Annotated in this window: 12 protein-coding genes; 8 read left to right on the plus strand and 4 right to left on the minus strand. The window is 59.6% G+C overall.

Annotation, left to right across the window (positions count from 1 at the left end; genetic code table 11):
• Nucleotides 1-519: 519 nt before the first annotated feature.
• A complete protein-coding gene (locus tag BGO89_00020) occupies nucleotides 520-1,410 on the minus strand; it encodes a hypothetical protein (GenBank protein ID OJX58633.1) in 891 nt (296 codons plus the stop codon).
• Nucleotides 1,411-1,694: 284 nt separating this feature from the next.
• Here BGO89_00020 and BGO89_00025 point away from each other — a divergent pair, with 284 nt between their 5' ends.
• The 5 genes from BGO89_00025 (at nucleotide 1,695) to BGO89_00045 (ending at nucleotide 9,388) form a co-directional block, all read left to right on the plus strand.
• Nucleotides 1,695-4,658, plus strand: coding sequence for a hypothetical protein (locus tag BGO89_00025; GenBank protein ID OJX58634.1), 2,964 nt, complete (start codon nucleotides 1,695-1,697; stop codon nucleotides 4,656-4,658).
• The gene (locus BGO89_00030) at nucleotides 4,655-6,289 is read left to right on the plus strand and encodes a hypothetical protein (GenBank protein OJX58635.1); all 1,635 of its coding nucleotides are present in this window, start codon (nucleotides 4,655-4,657) and stop codon (nucleotides 6,287-6,289) included. Before BGO89_00025 ends, BGO89_00030 begins: the two co-directional genes overlap by 4 nt.
• Nucleotides 6,290-6,291: 2 nt before the next feature.
• Complete coding sequence (locus BGO89_00035; GenBank protein OJX58636.1) at nucleotides 6,292-7,065, plus strand: hypothetical protein; 774 nt, start codon at nucleotides 6,292-6,294, stop codon at nucleotides 7,063-7,065.
• Nucleotides 7,065-7,826, plus strand: a complete 762-nt coding sequence (locus BGO89_00040) for a hypothetical protein (protein OJX58637.1) — start codon at nucleotides 7,065-7,067, stop codon at nucleotides 7,824-7,826. Before BGO89_00035 ends, BGO89_00040 begins: the two co-directional genes overlap by 1 nt.
• A 212-nt stretch (nucleotides 7,827-8,038) precedes the next feature.
• Complete coding sequence (locus BGO89_00045; GenBank protein OJX58638.1) at nucleotides 8,039-9,388, plus strand: UDP-glucose 6-dehydrogenase; 1,350 nt, start codon at nucleotides 8,039-8,041, stop codon at nucleotides 9,386-9,388.
• Nucleotides 9,389-9,391: 3 nt separating this feature from the next.
• On the opposite strand, the gene BGO89_00050 is transcribed toward BGO89_00045, so the two are convergent.
• The 3 genes from BGO89_00050 to BGO89_00060 form a co-directional block, all read right to left on the minus strand.
• Nucleotides 9,392-10,909: a hypothetical protein gene (locus tag BGO89_00050; protein ID OJX58639.1), complete on the minus strand. Its 1,518-nt coding sequence runs from the start codon at nucleotides 10,907-10,909 to the stop codon at nucleotides 9,392-9,394.
• A 45-nt stretch (nucleotides 10,910-10,954) separates the two neighbouring features.
• A complete protein-coding gene (locus tag BGO89_00055; GenBank protein ID OJX58640.1) occupies nucleotides 10,955-12,274 on the minus strand; it encodes a hypothetical protein in 1,320 nt (439 codons plus the stop codon).
• A gap of 66 nt (nucleotides 12,275-12,340) precedes the next feature.
• Nucleotides 12,341-13,045: a hypothetical protein gene (locus BGO89_00060; protein ID OJX58678.1), complete on the minus strand. Its 705-nt coding sequence runs from the start codon at nucleotides 13,043-13,045 to the stop codon at nucleotides 12,341-12,343.
• Between the two features lie 96 nt (nucleotides 13,046-13,141).
• Here BGO89_00060 and BGO89_00065 point away from each other — a divergent pair, with 96 nt between their 5' ends.
• From BGO89_00065 to BGO89_00075, 3 genes are all read left to right on the plus strand, one after another.
• The gene (locus BGO89_00065; GenBank protein ID OJX58641.1) at nucleotides 13,142-14,998 is read left to right on the plus strand and encodes an excinuclease ABC subunit C; all 1,857 of its coding nucleotides are present in this window, start codon (nucleotides 13,142-13,144) and stop codon (nucleotides 14,996-14,998) included.
• Between the two features lie 157 nt (nucleotides 14,999-15,155).
• Nucleotides 15,156-16,850 carry a hypothetical protein gene (locus BGO89_00070; protein OJX58642.1) on the plus strand — a complete coding sequence of 565 codons (1,695 nt, stop codon included), beginning with the start codon at nucleotides 15,156-15,158 and terminating at the stop codon, nucleotides 16,848-16,850.
• Complete coding sequence (locus tag BGO89_00075) at nucleotides 16,837-17,487, plus strand: hypothetical protein (GenBank protein ID OJX58643.1); 651 nt, start codon at nucleotides 16,837-16,839, stop codon at nucleotides 17,485-17,487. Before BGO89_00070 ends, BGO89_00075 begins: the two co-directional genes overlap by 14 nt.
• Nucleotides 17,488-17,490: the final 3 nt, after the last annotated feature.

Genomic DNA, 17,490 nt, shown 5'->3' on the forward strand with positions numbered 1-17,490 from the left:
CGAGCGGTACCTACACCGTCATCGTCAGGACCTCCGATGGTATGGCTTCCGTACCCCTCGTCGTCAGAAAGTAAGAGAGATCGAGTAGGGGCGAAGCGTCCCTCTACGCACCCACAACGGGGGCTCTTCGCATAGACCATAGCAGGACGTCCGGTTCCTTTTACAGGGGCCGGACGTTTTGCGTTCAAGACTATCCCGTAATGGTGTACGATCCTCGATTGCCTCGAGGCGGTCGATGCCTACTGATAACCATTCGGGAAACGTGAAGAGCGAGGAAGGTGATCGTCGGTGGGGTCAGGGAAGAAGGTATCGGTGTGTATAGTATTCGACTACGGGATAGTATGGGGACGTCGCAGCCCGGTACATATCTGGCCAACTCCTCGACTCCTGCATTCCTGATATCGTGCCGATGGTTGCTCCCGCGAAAAGGGGAGGAGATCGGTGCGTAACGGGAGCGCTATGATGTACCGGCTCTTTTCGGATATGACGGGGCCCGGTTCCTCGCAATAGCCGGTACGATCAGGAGAGAAATTCGTGCCTCGGTGCATTCATGCATTCTTCCGAGCATGAACGAACGAAGCGTTCTTCGCAGACGGCACAGCTCAGATGCTGTTTATGGCAGTCCAGATTGGCGCAGTTCACGTATTGTTCGGTCGGAGCGCCGCAATGATGACACCGTCCTACGATACGCCGGTCGTCGGTGTGGTTGATATCGACGGAAATGCGTTCGTCGAAGACATAGCATTTACCGTCCCACAGGGCGCCACGTATGTCTTCGTCCTTGCCGTAGGAAACGATGCCGCCATCGAGCTGATAGACCTCGTCGAATCCTTCGTCCAGCATGAAGGCCGTAAGCTTCTCGCAGCGTATCCCACCCGTGCAATAGGTGAGGACCGGTCGTTTCCTGTCATCGGCCATGTGTTCCCGTATCCACGCAGGGAACTCGCGGAAGGAATCCACCTCGGGCCGTATGGCACCACGGAAATGCCCCAGATCGTATTCGTATCCCGTACGACCGTCGAGGATGACGACGTCCGGACGCTGCATCATTTCGTGGAACTCCCTGGGAGAGAGATGCCGTCCGGTGCGCACGTTCGGATCAGGTGCATCGGTCCGGAACGTCACGAGTTCCGGACGGGCCCTGACGAAGAGCTTGCGGAAGACGTGATCTTCCACGTCGTCGATCTTGAACGCCATATCGGCGAACCGGGCATCGGAACGCATTACCGACATATAGGTAGCACAGTCGTCGGGACTACCCGAAACCGTACCGTTCAGCCCCTCCGGGGCGATGAGGATACGTCCGCGCAGTCCGAGGTCCCTGCACAGCGTTTCGTGGGTACGGGCGAAATCTTCCGGATCGTCGATGCGGACGAACTTGTAATAGAGGAGGACCTGATACGTTGCCATGACTGCAAAAATCGCAAGCAACTGCCTTCGTGGTACCGGTGGTAAGGGGCTCACGGAGGTTTCGTAAGTTTGCCTTGCAGCTATCCAGAGGAACAGCGTTGACGATCCACTCCCCTTGGGTGCGGGGCGCGTTGGCCTGTATCGTGTTCTGTACGGTCTTGCCTGTTCGCGCGCAGCTCCTCACACATCCATATGTACCACCTCCGCTCGGCGAGCGCACGATTGCGTATTTGCTGACGGATGGTCAGGTACGTCGAGCTCATGAATTACTGCGGCAACTCCGCATGGCTTCGCGGCTGAATGCCGCGAGCGACGCCCTGTCGTTCGATGCGGCAGAACTCCAGCGCCATTCCGGCAACAGTGCCGCAGCCGATCGCGAGATGCTGACATTCCTGCGCCAACGTCCGAACGCTCCGGGAATTCCGTTCGCCTGGTTCGAGCGCGGTCTGGCCGCACTCGAGGAACAGGACGATGCCATCGCCATCCAGCACATGGATCAGGCGGCGAGTACGGCACTGCAGGCCCTGCGCGAGCGGTCCGACAGTTCTTATGCCGTTCTCGCTCATTCGGCCAGATACTGGCAGGCCTCGGCCATGGCAAGGCAGGGACAATACAAGGAAGCGCTCGATGCGTTCACGGACTGTGCCCGAATCCTGCCCGGTGGTATCTATGCCGACAGATCGTGGTATGCCGTAGGCCAGTTGCATGAACGCAATCAGCAATACGATTCCGCCATCGCCGCATTCGCCGTCGTACGCCAGCAGTATCCCAACGGTTCCGTCGCCCTTGCCTCACGTATCAGGGAAGCACAGAATCACCTCGTTCTGCGTCAAGCCGAACGTGCGCTCGATGTCCTGACGGGTACCGACGAGCTCATGCGTCTGCGCGCGACGGGGGATACGACGTTACTTCCACCACAGGATCATGCCGAAGAGGCGGTCGAGGAAATCTCACTGCTGCGCTCGGAGGCCATGACACTGCGTGGCAAGTACCGCGCAGCGCTGGATAGCAGCCTGGTCTTCCTCTCGACATATCCGGCCTCCACCTATCGCTGGCACGTACATTTGAATGCCGGTTACAATGCGCTGAACCTCGACGAACATCAGACGGCACTGGATCACTATGGTATCGTCGTGGATTCCGTTGCCGACGACTCGAGTCCGCTCCGTCAACTCGCCCTGCTGTATCGTGCCGTGGCGCTGAAGCGGTCCGGACGTACGGCAGAGGCGTTACAGGCGTTCCAGGGGCTTTCCGTTCAGACCGGATATCCCTATCAGGCACAGGCCCTGCTCGAAGTGGGACAGGCCTATTACGAGGACGGAGATATGGAGAAGGCGCGCAAGGCTCTCGAACGTGCCGAGCGCGATTCCCGCGATGCCGTGACGACGGTGCGTGCCCAGCTTCTGCTCGGCGCGACGTTGATCGAACAGACGCAATGGTCCAAGGCTGCCGCCGTGTTCGAGCGTGCCGAACAGATCGCATCGACCGGAACCGACGCCTTCATGCCCGATCGTAACGTCTACCTCGCCGAAGCGCGCCTCAAGCGGGGGATATGTCTCGTCCAGGCATCGCAGACGCGGCGCGCGATCTCCGCGTTGACGGACTTCCTCGGTCATCATCCGGACGACACACGGCGTGACGAAGCGACATTCTGGCTCGCCGAATCCATGTACCGCGAAGACCTGCTCAAGAACGCGCAGGAACTCTACGAAGAAGTCATCAACCGTTATACGTGGAGTCCTCGCAGAGAGGAAGCGCTCTACGGACTTGCATGGACGTTCTTCCGTCGCCGCAACTTCGACCGGTCCGTCCAGGTCTTCGGCGAAATGCTTACGGCATTCCCGAAATCCAGGTATGCCGTCGAAGCCTATACACGCAGGGGTGACGGATTCTACATCACGAAGCAATATCGAGCGGCTGCCGAACAGTACGGCGAGGCGGCAAGGCTCGGACCTTCGACGGAAGAAGGGCAGTACGCAGCCTTCCAGTCAGGGCAGGCGAGCTATCGTGGCGGGGATCTGGAACATGCGAAGGCCTCCATGCGTGCCTTCGTCCTGAAGTATCCGAGCAGTCGGCTTGCGGATGACGCCCTCTACCTGATCGGTTGGGTGGAATTCCAGCAACATGACTACAGCAGCGCCGTCGGCGAATTCCGGAAACTGCTGGACACCTATCCTACCGGTGATCAGGCCGTACGTGCGTTGTACACGATCGGTGACGCGCAGTACAACAATGGCGAGCTCGATAACGCACTCGAAACGTACCGTCAGGTCATTCGCCGCTATCCGTCGCATCCACTCGCCGTGGAAGCTGCGCGCAGTATGCAGTACGCACTCCAGGGTATGGGACGTGTCGATGAAGCCCTTGCCATTGCCGATACGCTCATCAATGCCAATCCCCAGTCCGTGGCAGCGGAGGAGTTCACCTTCAAGAAGGCCGAGATATTCTATTCGGGCAAGAACTATTCCAATGCCGCTTCCGAGCTGGAAGCGTTCATGAAGAAGTATCCGTCGGCCGAACGTCAGGACGAAGCACTCTACATGCTCGGCATGACCTATCTCAACATGAAGGATGTGGGGCAGGCCCGCAATGCCTTAAACGATCTCGAGAAGAAGTACGCTGCGAGTTCCTTCGTGCCGAAGAGCAAGCTCGAACTTGCCGAATACTTCGAACGAACCGCGAACGCGACTTCCGCGGATTCGATCTATGCCATCGTCCTGGAACGCTTCGCGTCGGATACCCCGAGTGCATCGCGTGCCGGATTCGAGCGTGCATCGCTCGCCCGTATGCGTGGAGACTCCGTACGTGCTCTCGACCTATACCGCATGACGGCAGATCGTTATCAGGGAACGGAGTTCGGAGATCAGGCCCGCTACCAGGTCGCCATGGTCTATCGCAAGCAGAAACAGAACGACAGTGCACGTTATCACTTCATGCTGCTCGCATCGCGCACGGCGAATGCCCTGCTCGCCGCCGATGCTCTCTACCACACAGGTGAGACCTTCGTACGCGAGAAGAGATATGCCGAAGCCATTCCCGTCTTCACGCGAGTACGAGAAGAATTCGCCGGCAACGAAGACTGGTACACGTTGTCCATGCTCCTGCTCGGCGAAAGCCATGAGCAGTTGCAGCAGACCACGGAGGCTCTGGATGCCTATCAGGTCGTGGCAGGACTGCGTCCCGACGACGACTACGGCAAGACGGCACTGGCACGTATCAAGCGTCTGCAGAAGGGAGGACGCCGATGAAGCCGATCGCCGTTCTTCCGGTCATACGACGTTCCATCGTTATCGCAGGTCTGTGCGTCGTTCCGGTCATCGCATTCGCACAGCAGCAACCCCAGCAGCCGCAACAACCGGTTCCACCGCCGAACTCGCCCCTCGAGCTTCCGGAATTCATCGTGACCGGTAAGGAGCACGTGGACATTCCAGGGAGTGCGAAGCAGGCTCCGGCAAGACCTCCGATGCTGCCGAAGAAGAGACTCGACACGCTCAATACGCTCGAGAAGCAGCCCGCACCGTCGATGCCCGCACGTTCACTGCCCGTACTCAAACGTACTACGTTGCTGTGGCCGGGATACGTCCAGGCGGAACTCGGACAGTACGTGACGCCCGATGTCAGGGCCGGCTATTCGTTCGAGACCGGAGGCTATCGCATCGATCTGGCCGGTGGTGCGGAACTCAGCAGCGGCCACCTCGACAACGCCGGATACGGCAAGTACGATATCCGCGCCTTGAGCACGTACGTGGCACCGGAAAAGTTCATCTTCTTCGGTGGGAGCACGACCGAGGTGGACCTGAAGTATTCGACGAAGTCCTACAAGCAGTTCGCCCTGGCTGCAGCGCCCGAACGATCCACGACCGCCCTCCATGCCGGACTCGGCGTACAGGGAAGACACGAGGGATTCGTCTACGATGCAGGAGCATCGTGGACGACGACGTCGCTCGACGTACCCGTACGTCTCGTACGGGACAACGTCCTGCGTGGTCATGCCAGGATCGAGAATCAGTGGCGCTCCTTCGACGTGGGGGCGATGGCCGATCTGAACGTCCGTACCTATGCGGGTCAGGACTATCCGTTCATCATGGCGTCGGGCTATGGCCGCTGGGTCTCGGATCTCATGCGTATCACGGGCGGCATCGGCTTCCAGACGGCCAGATCGACGGCCGGTGACGACCGCTTCGGCCTGCTGATCAAGGGTGGTGTGGAGCTGTTCCTCGGTCCGGATCTTACGCTCCAGGCCACTGCGAAGAGCGGTCTGCGGCCGGTAGGCTTCGCCGACCTCCTCGACCGGAATCCATATCTGAACGACAGCATCGTCCTCGACGCTTCCTACGACATCGTCGACCTCGATGGGATGCTGCTCTTCCATCCCACGACACGGCTTTCCATCGGTGCAGGCATCCGCCTGCGCCAGACGGACAGGATGCCGGTATGGGTCGGTGCCACGAATGCAACCTTCGCCCTGGCCTATGAGTCCGTAACCACGATCCAGATCCCCGGGCAGATGCGCTGGATACCGGGTGGACGCGACGCGGTCACGGCTGACGTTGCGATCACCAATGCCACGCTGAGCGGTGGGCGGGCCCAGCCATACGTTCCTGCCATCACGGCATCGGCATCGTACGATCATTCGTTCTCGTCGCAATTGCTGACGCAGGTACACGTTGTCTATATCGGCGATCGATGGGCGGATCTGGCCAATACGATCCAGCTGTCGGGATACGTTGATCTGCGCCTTGGTGCGAAGTATGCCGTCTCCAATGCACTTACGGTACAGCTTCGCGCACATAACCTTCTCGGCAGCTCCATCGTGCTGTGGGAAGGCTATCGTGAGCGGGGTATTTTTGTGAGTGGTGGTATTACCTGGAAGTTCTGATCATGGCACAAAACGATACGTGGGATGATGGAGGGTTCGACGACAAGGACGGCTTCATGGACGATGCCGGTGCGTCGTCCGCCGCTCCCGTTCCCGCACCCGACCAGGCGGCCGTGCCCCCGACGCCGGAGCCGGCGCCGAAACGCATCGTGATCACGGAACCGGCCCCGCCGATACCGCCGCCTCCGGTGGAAGAGAAGAAGAGGGGAGCAGGATACTGGACTCTCGTCATCGCCGGCCTCGTACTCTTCGTCGCTCTCGGCGGATACGGTCTGTACTGGCTCTTCGGACGTCCGACCGTCGAGGACGAGCTGTTCATTGCCGACGAAGGCGAGCCATCAGCCATCGTTCATGATACACCGGCGAGTACGCCGCCCACGGCAATCGATACGCCCCTCGTTACCCGTAACGAGGGTATGACGGATTCGGCAGTACCGGCACCTGTAACGCGTTCCGAACAGCAGCCGAACCATTCGAAGCCGGCGCCGACACCAAGGAAGGCGCCCGAGACGTCGTTACCCACGACACCCGCACCGTCGAAGAACCAGCCCCTGTTCGTCGTCCAGGTCTTCAGCAGTCCGTCACGCGACGATGCCGACGAATGGTTGCAGATGCTGAAGGAGAAGAGCATCTCCGATGGCTACATCGCGGAGCAGCAGATCAAGGGCAAGGCATGGTTCCGGGTACGATTCGGTCAGTTCGGCAATCGGGAGGATGCGGAAGCGGCGGCGATCCGGTTCGGATTCCGTCAGCCGTGGATCGCGCGTATTCGTTGATGAGAACACACTACGACGATAGGGAAACATCGCTCCAGATACATCTGGTGTGGAATCCGAATGCCATCAAGGGCTACGTGGCTGCGATCGGCATCATGGCCGTCGTGCTGGGCATGACGACATGCACGAGCATCGAACCGCCGGAACCCATCGAGCTGCCGAGTACGACGGGAGTCCAGCTCCTGATCTTCGGTGACGGCGACGGCACGGGCGCACGCAAGGGCAATCTTACCGCGGAAGGGCGTTCCCAGCGTGGTAAGGAATCGACGAATCCACTCGACGATGCGACGAAGGCCTCGGCATCCAATGCCACCAAGACGGCCGGCGATCCTTCGCAGACCAATCGCATCCTCGCCTCCAACGATGTCGGCGGCCGGGGCAAGGAAAAGGACGACGGAGATGCCATCGACCGCATCATCGGCAAGAGCGATGGCAGCGACGACGGTACCGGCCTCGGTGGTGCGGGAACCGGCCGGGGCAAGGGTCTCGGCAACAGCGATATCGACTGGGGCGGCGGTGGTAACCGCATCGTCCTGCAGAAGGTGATGCCCGACTTCCCGACAGGAACGTGGAATACGGAGGTCAAGCTGCGCTTCCGGGTCCGCTCCGACGGAACGGTCGCCTACGCTCTTCCCGTGCGCAAGGGCAATCCCGCGGTCGACAACGCCGCCATCAGGGCCATGATGCAATGGCGGTTCAACAAGCTGGGCAGTGAGACGGAAATGGAAGGCTTCATCACCTTCGTATTCAGGAACAGTTGATGCACGACGTCATTGCCTGGTTCACGGACCTTCCGTCGCCGATGCGTATCGGCATCGTCGTTCTGCTGATTCTCCTGTGTTTTTCCATCGTCAAGCGCCTTGTGAAGCTTGCGATCTTGGTCACAATCCTTATCATCCTCATCTTTGTACTTCGCGCCGTAGTGCAAGCGGGCTGACGGCCGGGCATTGTTCCATCGAATCACTCCTTCTGCATGTCATACTCCATTGGCGTCATCGGCACCGGATATGTTGGTCTGGTCACCGGTACCTGTCTGGCCGAAAGCGGCAACCGCGTTCTATGTATCGACGTCGATCCTGCGAAGATCGACAAGCTGCGTCGCGGTGAAGTGCCCATCTACGAGCCGGGACTCGACCACCTGCTGGAGCGGAACATCAGGGAACAGCGTCTGACGTTTTCGCTCGATTTGACGGACGCCGTGCGTGAATGCAAGCTGCTCATGCTCTGCCTTCCGACGCCGCCCGACGAAGATGGATCGGCCGACCTGGGCTACGTCCTTGGCGTGTCGCGCGACATCGCGGTACTCCTGAACGAACTCGACATCAAGGAACCCCGCATCGTCATCAACAAGAGTACGGTACCCGTGGGTACCACGGCCCGCATCCAGTCCATCTTCGATGAGCTGGCTCCCGCACGGCAGGTCGACGTCGTCAGCAATCCGGAATTCCTCCGCGAGGGCTTCGCCGTGGAAGACTTCATGAAGCCCGATCGTGTCGTCGTCGGTACGTCCAGCCCGTATGCCGAAGAAGTGATGCGCGATCTCTACGAACCCTTCATGCAGTCTGGGAATCCCGTCCTCGTCTTCGACGTCAAGAGCGCCGAGATCGCCAAGTATGCCGCCAATGCCTTCCTGGCGACGAAGATCTCCTTCATGAACGATCTGTCGGCCTACTGCGAAACCGTCGGAGCCGACATCGAGAACGTCCGCATCGGCATCGGTGCCGACGATCGTATCGGGCGCCGCTTCCTGTTCGCTGGTATCGGATACGGGGGAAGCTGCTTCCCGAAGGACGTCAAGGCCATCATCCATTCCGCACGCCAGGCGAGCACGCCGCTGGCCATCCTCGAATCGGTACAGGACGTCAACAAACGTCAGGCCGTCCGCTTCATGGACCGGCTGCGCAAGCGCTTCGACGGTCTGATGGAAGGACGGGAGGTAGCCCTGTGGGGACTGGCCTTCAAGCCCGATACCGACGACGTGCGCGAGGCGCCCGCCTTCACCCTCATCGACATGCTGCTCGCCGAAGGCGCATCCGTACGTGCCTACGATCCCGAAGCAGTGACCTCCACGCAACGCGTCTACGGCGACCGCATCCGGTATGCCCGGTCGATGTACGATGCCGTCGATCAGGCCGACGTTCTGCTCATCGCAACGGAGTGGAACGAATTCAGGAAGCCGGACTGGACCCTCGTCAAGGAAAAGCTGGTCCGTCCGCTCGTCTTCGATGGTCGTAACATGTACGAACTCGACGACATGCTGGCCGAAGAGATCGAATACCATAGCATCGGCAGAGGAACGGTCATTCCGGATACGGAAGACTGATCGTCATTTATCGCGCCGGTGTATCGTGCGGCCGGTCACGGCCTTGAAGACACGGAACTGCCTTCTGCTGCGCCACCAGCGCTTCATGCGCAGGATCATCATGCGTACCAGTCGTCCTAGCGAGAACTTGCTGCCGAAAGACGAGGGATCGAGCATGTTGCGCAACTGCATGCGCTCCATGTCCGATATCGATGCATCGTCGGCATTCGTCCCGGGTTTGTTCAGGATATGCTGGAGCATGTTCTCCAGTTCCTTCGCCGCCTTTTCCAGGCGGGGAGCATCGATCACGTTGTACTGCATCAGCAGGTACAGGTGGTCGTAGAGGATTGCCGCACGTTTGATGTCTTCCACCTGACGTTCGGATCGCAATGCCTCGAGGAGTGAATCGGCGAGGTCCTCGAGTTCTCCCACGTGAACTTCGGCAAGCGAGAACAGCTCCCTTGGATCGATGTCGTCCACGTTGACGTAGACGGTACTCAGGCGCTGTATCTCCTGGCCATAGTGCTCGGAGACGTGCTGGCCAATGCGTTCCGTGAGGTTGTCGATCTGCCGTTGCAGCAAGCCGAGCTGGCTCTTCAGACCTTCCTGCCGCAGGTGTCCCGACGCCGTCGATATCTGCAGTTCGATATCCCGTTTCTGCTTGATCAGGTCGCGGAGACGAATGGCATCCTCGTTCGACGAATGATAGATCTGGTCTTCGATGACCTTCGCATCGATGTGCATGCGCGCGCTACCGATCCGCACGGTGTTGACCGTGATACTGTCGCCCATGGCTTCGCGGAGTTTCTCCAGATCGATATGGGCCACGCCATCGGTGATGACGAGGATCTGGGCATGGCTGAGCTGGCTCTCGTGCTGTATGTCGTCGATGGCCACGCTGAGGGCCTTCTGCAGCACGGTACCGTTGCCGATGGCGTTGATGTGCATGATCTGGCTGATCAGCCTGTCGTAGCCAGGCATATCGCGCGCCGTGAGGAGTTCGCCGACGGTGAGATCGAAGGTCCGGAAGAAGATCGTGCCGAGTTCGCGCTGGTTCTGCTGGAGGAAGATATAGGCGATGGCCTTCGCGAGATGGATGCGGTAGTGCTGGCGCATCGAGCTCGAGGTGTCGAACAGGATGTAGACTTTCTGCTTGCGATCGTCCGGGGCGAAGCGATCGCTCTCCGTCTGATACCTGAAGTTGCGAGGTGTGCGCGGCCTCGGCATCCACAGCGAACGCTCGGCAAGGCGCTGCAGGAAGACCGTCTCGGGAAGCAGGAACTGATAGGGATAGATGTGGCGTACTTCGGTGACGCTGCGGATGAGATCGGCCTCGTATTCCTTCGCTTCGGGAACGTTGGGTACCAGGATATGTTCGAGCGAATTGTCCTTGCTGCCGGGCTCGTTCAGTTCAAGGATGGGGGCGAGGGCACGGGCCAGTGACTGCGTCTGGTCCTCGATGATGCGGGCGATCTCGTAGACGAGGGTGAAGTCCTCGGGCAGATGCTCCTCCACCGTATCGAAGAATCCGAATTCCTCCATACGGGAAAAGAACTCCGACGTCTCGATCGCAGACCGTATCATGGACTATTCCTCCTGGCCGCGGGTCAGCTCGCGTTCCACGGCGATCATCGTCGACTGGAGCGTCCGTTCCACCGAATGCTTCAGCTCGCGCACTTCGTCGCAAGCAGGGAGGAAGTCCGTGAGGAACTGCTCGAGCAGCTTCCTGTTCTGTTCCTGTGGATTCTCCGAACCGAACTTCTCCTTCACCCATTCGAAGAACGACTTCCTGACGTGATTGCCGGCGAACTGCGACAACGGCTGCTGCATGAGCTTCGGATTCTCGCGGATATCCTCGAGCAGTTCCGTGAAGTCCAGCAGGATCGTCACCTGATCGAAGCCGCGCGATGCCGTCAGCGAGTTCAGGACGGTCGTATAGGCCTTCTTGAAGAGAGCGACTTCTTCGGGCAAGCCTACGGTCGCGAAGATGAAGTAGAGTTTGCTGACGTCGCTGTGGACGACTTCCGTCCGGCCCTTGAGCAGGGCGAGGGCGCGCAGGAGGTCGAGCGATTTGGCTTGTGTACGGGGAGAGATGTAGAAGTCCTTGCCGTCGTGCTGCTTGGCCTTCTCGTGCAAGGCCCTGTTGCAGAGGAATTCGAAATGCCTGATCACGATGTTGGTGAAGTAGAGCATTTCGGCCGTGATCGAGATCGAGAAGTCGTCGCTGTATCCGGTGATGATCCGGTTCATGTGCTGGAGCTGGGAGAAGGCGATGCGCTTCGGCGCGGGTGCGGGCTTCCCGCCGTGTACGAGATAGCGCTGCGAGATCTTGTACTGGATGAACGGATCCTTGTCCGGCAGGATGACGGCCTTGAACAGGAACCGGTCCAGCAATGCCTCGGTCACTTCCGAGACGCGCAGATAGTTCGTGGCGGCGATCACGGAGTGGAGCGTCGACGGAACGTCCTGTACACCCCGCATCAGACGCCGTTCGTTGAGGAGCGAGAGCAGGGCACGGAGGGTGAAGTCGTTGGCATCGAAGATCTCGTCGATGAAGCCGAACTGGCTCTCGACCAGAGAGCCCTCGGTGTTGTGGACGATACGTCCGGATTTGAGCTGTTCAAGGTCGAGTCCGCCGAAGTAGGTGTCCGGTTGCTGTTCCTTGCTCGCCTGGACGCGGAAGATACGCGCCCCTTCGAACATGCTGAAGACCTGTTCCGCGAGAAGGCTCTTGCCCACGCCGGTGCGGCTCTGCAGCAGGAGATGTTCGGCGGTGAGCAGGGCGCAGAAGGCCTGTTCGATGATTTCTTCACGGTTGATGACGCGTGTTCCGATGAATGCCGCGGCATCCTTCAGTTCCCTGGCGATTTCTTCGATGCTTCGAATGGTTTGCGACCCACTTGCCATGCCCTCATCCTCCGGTGAATACTCCAACGAGGCGGAAGATAGCGAGGGTGCGGAGAAACGCAAGGGCTATACATGCAGGTAATACGGTCGCATGAGATCCTTCATCGCGTCGGTATAGACGCCAGGTGCGGAACGGACCGTGAGATGGTCGTCGGCAGCTTCCGTCGTGCCGCTCCTGTCCCGTACCGTCCATACGATGATGATACGCCGTTGCGGCAGGTCGTCGCGATCCCTGATCCACAGGCGTCCACTGTCGACGAGACCCTGGGACGCCATCGCGGCGGTGAGGACCTCCAGTTCGGTCACCGGAACCAGAATCGTCGCCCTGCCCGATGGAGCGAGAAGAAGGCGGCAGATCGTCGCGAGATCGTCGAAGGACAACGTTTCCGCATGACGTGCGGTCCGCTTGACAGGGTCGACCGAAGGGGGCTGGTTCTGGAAGAAGGGCGGATTGCAGAGGATGTGGTCGTATCGCCCTTCGCGTCCGACGGACCACGCCCGGATGTCCGCACGATGTACGGCGATACGCTGCCCGTAGTCGGATGTCGCGACGTTGTCCGTCGCATCGGCACAGGCTCCTTCGTCGACGTCGACGGCGTCGATGCGTGCATCCGGGAGCCGTTGGGCGGCCATGAGGGCCAGCAATCCCGTACCGGTGCCGATATCGACGACCGTCGATGCACCCTCGAGAGGCGCCCATGCTCCGAGGATACAGGCATCCTGCGTGACCTTCATCGCCGCACGATGCTGATGGATGGTGAAGGTGCGCATGGCGAAGAAACCGGGAGGCATGGCTGAGCGTCGGATGATCGAGGAAATGAGAGCCGAAATTAACGGAACACGCAATCCTGCGGTAATTTGCGGGCTATGGAGAACGAGATATTTCCCACGGTCGATCTGGGACGTAAGGTCGCCGGACTGCCGACGCGTCCCGGCGTGTATCTGCACAAGGACACGGGCGGAACCATCATCTACGTAGGCAAGGCCAAGAGCCTGCGGAACAGGGTGCGCTCCTACTTCCAGCAGGGACGTCCCGTGGATGCCAAGACGAAGGCACTGATGCTGCGTATCGCGGACGTCGACGTGATCGTGACGGACAGCGAAGCAGAAGCGCTCATCCTCGAGAACACGCTGATCAAGGAACACAAGCCGAAGTACAACGTGCTGCTGAGGGACGACAAGTCGTATCCATACATCCGCATCACGAAGGAAGAATTCCCGCGCGTGTTCAAGACGCGCCGCGTCATCAAGGACGGGAGCAGGTACTTCGGCCCCTACACCGACGGTACGTATCTCTTCTATCTCCTCAAGACGCTGCGATCCGTCTTCCCGCTGCGTTCGTGCGATCTTCCGCTCACCGAGCCGACGATCGCCGCCCGGAAATGGAAGGTCTGCCTCGACTATCACATCAAGAAGTGCGAAGGGCCATGTGAAGGATTCGTTACTGCGGCCCGCTACAACGAATACATCCGCCAGGCACAGCAGATCCTGCAGGGACGCACGAAGGACCTCGAACGCCAGCTCGAGGAACGTATGATGCAACTTGCCGAGGAGCTCCGCTTCGAGGACGCGGCCATCATCAGGCAGAGGCTCGGACATCTGCGCGACTATACGGCCAAGCAGAAGGTCATGTCCGCGGACGATGTCGATCGCGACGTCTTCGCTCTCGCCCGCATCGGAACCACGGCATGCACGGTCGTCTTCACCATTCGCGACGGCAAGCTTGTCGGCAAACGTCATTTCTTCGTATCGCAGTCCCTGGAGCAGCGTGACGAAGAACTCATACGGACGACGATCGAACGCTGGTATCTTGAATCGGAGACTGTGGCCGACGAGATACTCCTGCCCGATCATGTTGACGATGAGGAAATGCTGACGGCCTATCTTCGCGAGAAGAAAGGGCGTGCCGTCGATATCGTCGTTCCGAAGATCGGCGACAAGCGCAAGCTGCTCGTCATGGCCGAGACGAATGCCGACCTGCTGTTGAGGGAACTGCTTCTCCAGCAGGCACAGAAGGATCAATCCATCCCCAGGGCGGTGCTCTCGCTGCAACGCGATCTTCGCCTGCCACGCATGCCACGTCGTATCGAGTGCTTCGACAACTCGCACATGCAGGGTACGGACTACGTCTCGTCGATGGTGGTCTTCGTCGACGGCAAGCCGAAGAAGAGCGAGTACAGGAAGTACAAGCTTCGCGAGGTGACGGGTAACGACGACTTCGAGGCGATGAAGGAAGTGCTGACCAGACGCTACGGTCGTGCGATCGAGGAAGGCACGGAACTGCCCGACCTCGTCATCATCGACGGCGGCAAGGGACAGCTCTCCCATGCGATGGAAGTGATACGCGGTCTCGGTATCGAAGACAGGTTCACGGTCGTCGGTCTCGCCAAGCGACTCGAGGAAGTCTTCTTTCCCGAGGAAGGTGATCCGGTCTATCTCCCGAAGACATCGAGCAGTCTGCGGCTTCTGCAGCAGGCACGCGACGAAGCGCATCGCTTCGCCATCACCTATCATCGCACGTTGCGTGACAAGCGTACGCTGCAGACGGAACTGACGGAGATTCCCGGTGTCGGTGATGCGTCGGCGAAGAAGCTGTTGATCGGTCTGGGTTCCGTAGCGGCCGTACGCGCCGCATCGCTGGAAGAGCTCTCGCGTCATGTGGGCAAGGCCCTTGCCGAGAAGGTTTACTCATACTACCGTGCCAATGAACACACGTCTACTTGATCTCCTCTACGACAGATTGCGCGACCTGGCGCAGATGGATTGGTCCGCCTACCGTGTTCCCGGCCGATGGGTGGGTAGCACGCGAGGCCCTGTATCGTTCTCGTCCGCACCGGCCTACTTCATCCATCAACTGGAGTGGATCGCCGCACACGGACGGATGGAGCGACAGCCGTGGTCCTACGACACCGCCGTTACGTACAATGGCCTCGTACGACATGTGACGGCCTACGATCACGGGAACGACGAGGTGGAAGGCTGGCGTTCTACCGGCACCTTCCTGAAGATGATCGGCCTTCTGCCGTATCTGTACGGCCTCGGCGTGAATACCATCAGCATCCTGCCCGTCACCACGATCGGCGAGATCGGACGAAAGGGGACGCTCGGATCGCCGTATGCCATCAAACATCCTCTGCGTATCGAACCATCGCTCGACGAACCCGCACTCGGCTGGCCCGTCGACGATCAGTTGCGTGCCTTCGTCGCGGCAGCGCATCTTCTGGGAATGAAGGTCGTGATGGAATTCGTATTGCGTACGGCGTCCGTCGACAGCGATCTCGTACCGCATCACCCCGAATGGTTCTACTGGATAGACGAAGCCAGGTGTGCCGTTGCCGCGGGAACGTTCGCGCCCCCGACCTTCACCGACGAGCAACTCAAGGAAATGAAGGCGAAGGTGGAGAAACGTGAATTCGTCAATCTTCCGGAACCGCCGGCTCCGTATCGCGAGCTCTTCACCAGTCCGCCGCTTCGCGTGGAACGCGACGACGGGGGCTGGAAGGGCAAGGGAGCGGGTGGACGTACCCTGCGCATTCCCGGTGCCTTCGCCGACTGGCCGCCCGACGATCCGCAGCCCGCATGGACAGATGTGACGTATCTGCGTCTGCACGACCATTCCGGATATCGCTACATGGCGTACAACACCGTGCGCATGTACGAGCGCAGTCTCGATGTACCCGGTCATCGCATGCTGGCACTCTGGAATCTCGTCGCGGGCATCATCCCGCACTACATCAGGACCGTCGGTATCGATGGCGCCTTGATCGACATGGGTCATGCCCTGCCGCGCGACCTGCGCCAGCGCGTCCTTACCGAAGCGCGCTCGCTGCGTCCGGACTTCCTGTTCTGGGAAGAGCAGTTCAACATCTCGGCACCATCACGGGATGCAGGATACGATGCCGTCGTCGGCTATCTGCCGTTCGATGCGCACGACCCGGTGAAGCTGACGGACTTTATACGACGCATCGCCAGGGAGCGCCTTCCGGTACGATACTTCGCGACGCCGGAAACGCACAACACTCCACGTACGGCATCGCGGAACGGTGGTGCCGACTATGCCCGTTGCGTATGGGGCATTCTGCGTCTGTTGCCGGGTGGTATACCGTTCCTGCACGCCGGAATGGAGCTCGGTGAAACTGTTCCCGTCAACACCGGCCTCGGCTTCACTGCCGAAGAGATCGCCGAATGGCCCGTCGAGAAGCTGCCGCTGTTCTCCGAAGCCCGTCTTCCGTGGGACACCGATCTGTCCATCGACGAACATATCGCAGCCTTGAACACGGCGTTCGCGGCGACCTACGTTTCCCATATTCTAACGGCAGAAGATCGCATCTTCGTCGTCGATGTCGATGATGCGCTGATCGCCTTCGTACGTCTGCCCGGAGGTTCGAATTCGGGAATACTCGTCGTGGGCAATCCCGGCCCGACTTCCATCGAATGCTCGTTCCGGATTCCCGGTGAGGCCGCCGTATCCATGCTCGCATCGAATGCGGGCCTGCGTATGGTCGATGGCCTCGTCGTCGGTACCATCGAAGCATGGGACACGGTGATCGTTCCGACCTATCATGTCGTACAATAGTATCGTTCGCAATCAATACGATCGCAAGGTCAAGATGAAGGTTCTATGCGCACTGATGATGGCGATCTGCCTCGGTACGTGGCCCATGCACGGCCAGGTACGGGAGGGGACCTATCCCGTCACCGTACATGCAGGATATGGAGTCCTCACTGCCAGACTTTTCGTCGAGTCCATCGCGAGTGCCATCTTCACCGGGATCTTTCCGACCGATGACAAGCTGGACGTCTCGATGGGATACGGTCCGGTCATCGTCGGAGCCTACAAGCCGTTGAACAGGTGGTTCGGCGTCGGTATCGATGCAGGGGTGTACCAAATGCGATATACGTGGACCAGCAAGCAATCGGACGTCGTGACGCATCGATACAGGTCGTCGCGCATGATGATCCTGCCCCGTATCGACGTGCTGTGGATGAACGACGAGAAGATCCTGGTGAGTTCCGGTGCTGCGCTCGGTGGATCGTTCCTCGTCTCCGGTACGAATGAAATCGGTACCTACGAGATGTCGGAGCCGACGACACTTACCGAATTCCAGTTCAACATCCTGACGGTCCAGTCGGGTGGTGATGTCGGCGGCTTCCTCGAGATCGGCTTCGGATCGCGAGGGCTCTTCCATGGTGGATTGTACGTCAGGTTGTGATCG

Origin of the sequence: Candidatus Kapaibacterium thiocyanatum (genome assembly GCA_001899175.1) — a bacterium.
Taxonomy (GTDB): Bacteria; Bacteroidota; Ignavibacteria; order Kapaibacteriales; family Kapaibacteriaceae; genus Kapaibacterium; species Kapaibacterium thiocyanatum.

Bases quoted from the DNA above. Each gene is read 5' to 3' on its own strand.
- BGO89_00020 (OJX58633.1), bottom strand. From the start codon at position 1,410: ATGGCAACGTATCAGGTCCTCCTCTATTACAAGTTCGTCCGCATCGAC.
- BGO89_00025 (OJX58634.1), top strand. From the start codon at position 1,695: ATGGCTTCGCGGCTGAATGCCGCGAGCGACGCCCTGTCGTTCGATGCG.
- BGO89_00030 (OJX58635.1), top strand. From the start codon at position 4,655: ATGAAGCCGATCGCCGTTCTTCCGGTCATACGACGTTCCATCGTTATC.
- BGO89_00035 (OJX58636.1), top strand. From the start codon at position 6,292: ATGGCACAAAACGATACGTGGGATGATGGAGGGTTCGACGACAAGGAC.
- BGO89_00040 (OJX58637.1), top strand. From the start codon at position 7,065: ATGAGAACACACTACGACGATAGGGAAACATCGCTCCAGATACATCTG.
- BGO89_00045 (OJX58638.1), top strand. From the start codon at position 8,039: ATGTCATACTCCATTGGCGTCATCGGCACCGGATATGTTGGTCTGGTC.
- BGO89_00050 (OJX58639.1), bottom strand. From the start codon at position 10,909: ATGGAGGAATTCGGATTCTTCGATACGGTGGAGGAGCATCTGCCCGAG.
- BGO89_00055 (OJX58640.1), bottom strand. From the start codon at position 12,274: ATGGCAAGTGGGTCGCAAACCATTCGAAGCATCGAAGAAATCGCCAGG.
- BGO89_00060 (OJX58678.1), bottom strand. From the start codon at position 13,045: ATGCGCACCTTCACCATCCATCAGCATCGTGCGGCGATGAAGGTCACG.
- BGO89_00065 (OJX58641.1), top strand. From the start codon at position 13,142: ATGGAGAACGAGATATTTCCCACGGTCGATCTGGGACGTAAGGTCGCC.
- BGO89_00070 (OJX58642.1), top strand. From the start codon at position 15,156: ATGGAGCGACAGCCGTGGTCCTACGACACCGCCGTTACGTACAATGGC.
- BGO89_00075 (OJX58643.1), top strand. From the start codon at position 16,837: ATGTCGTACAATAGTATCGTTCGCAATCAATACGATCGCAAGGTCAAG.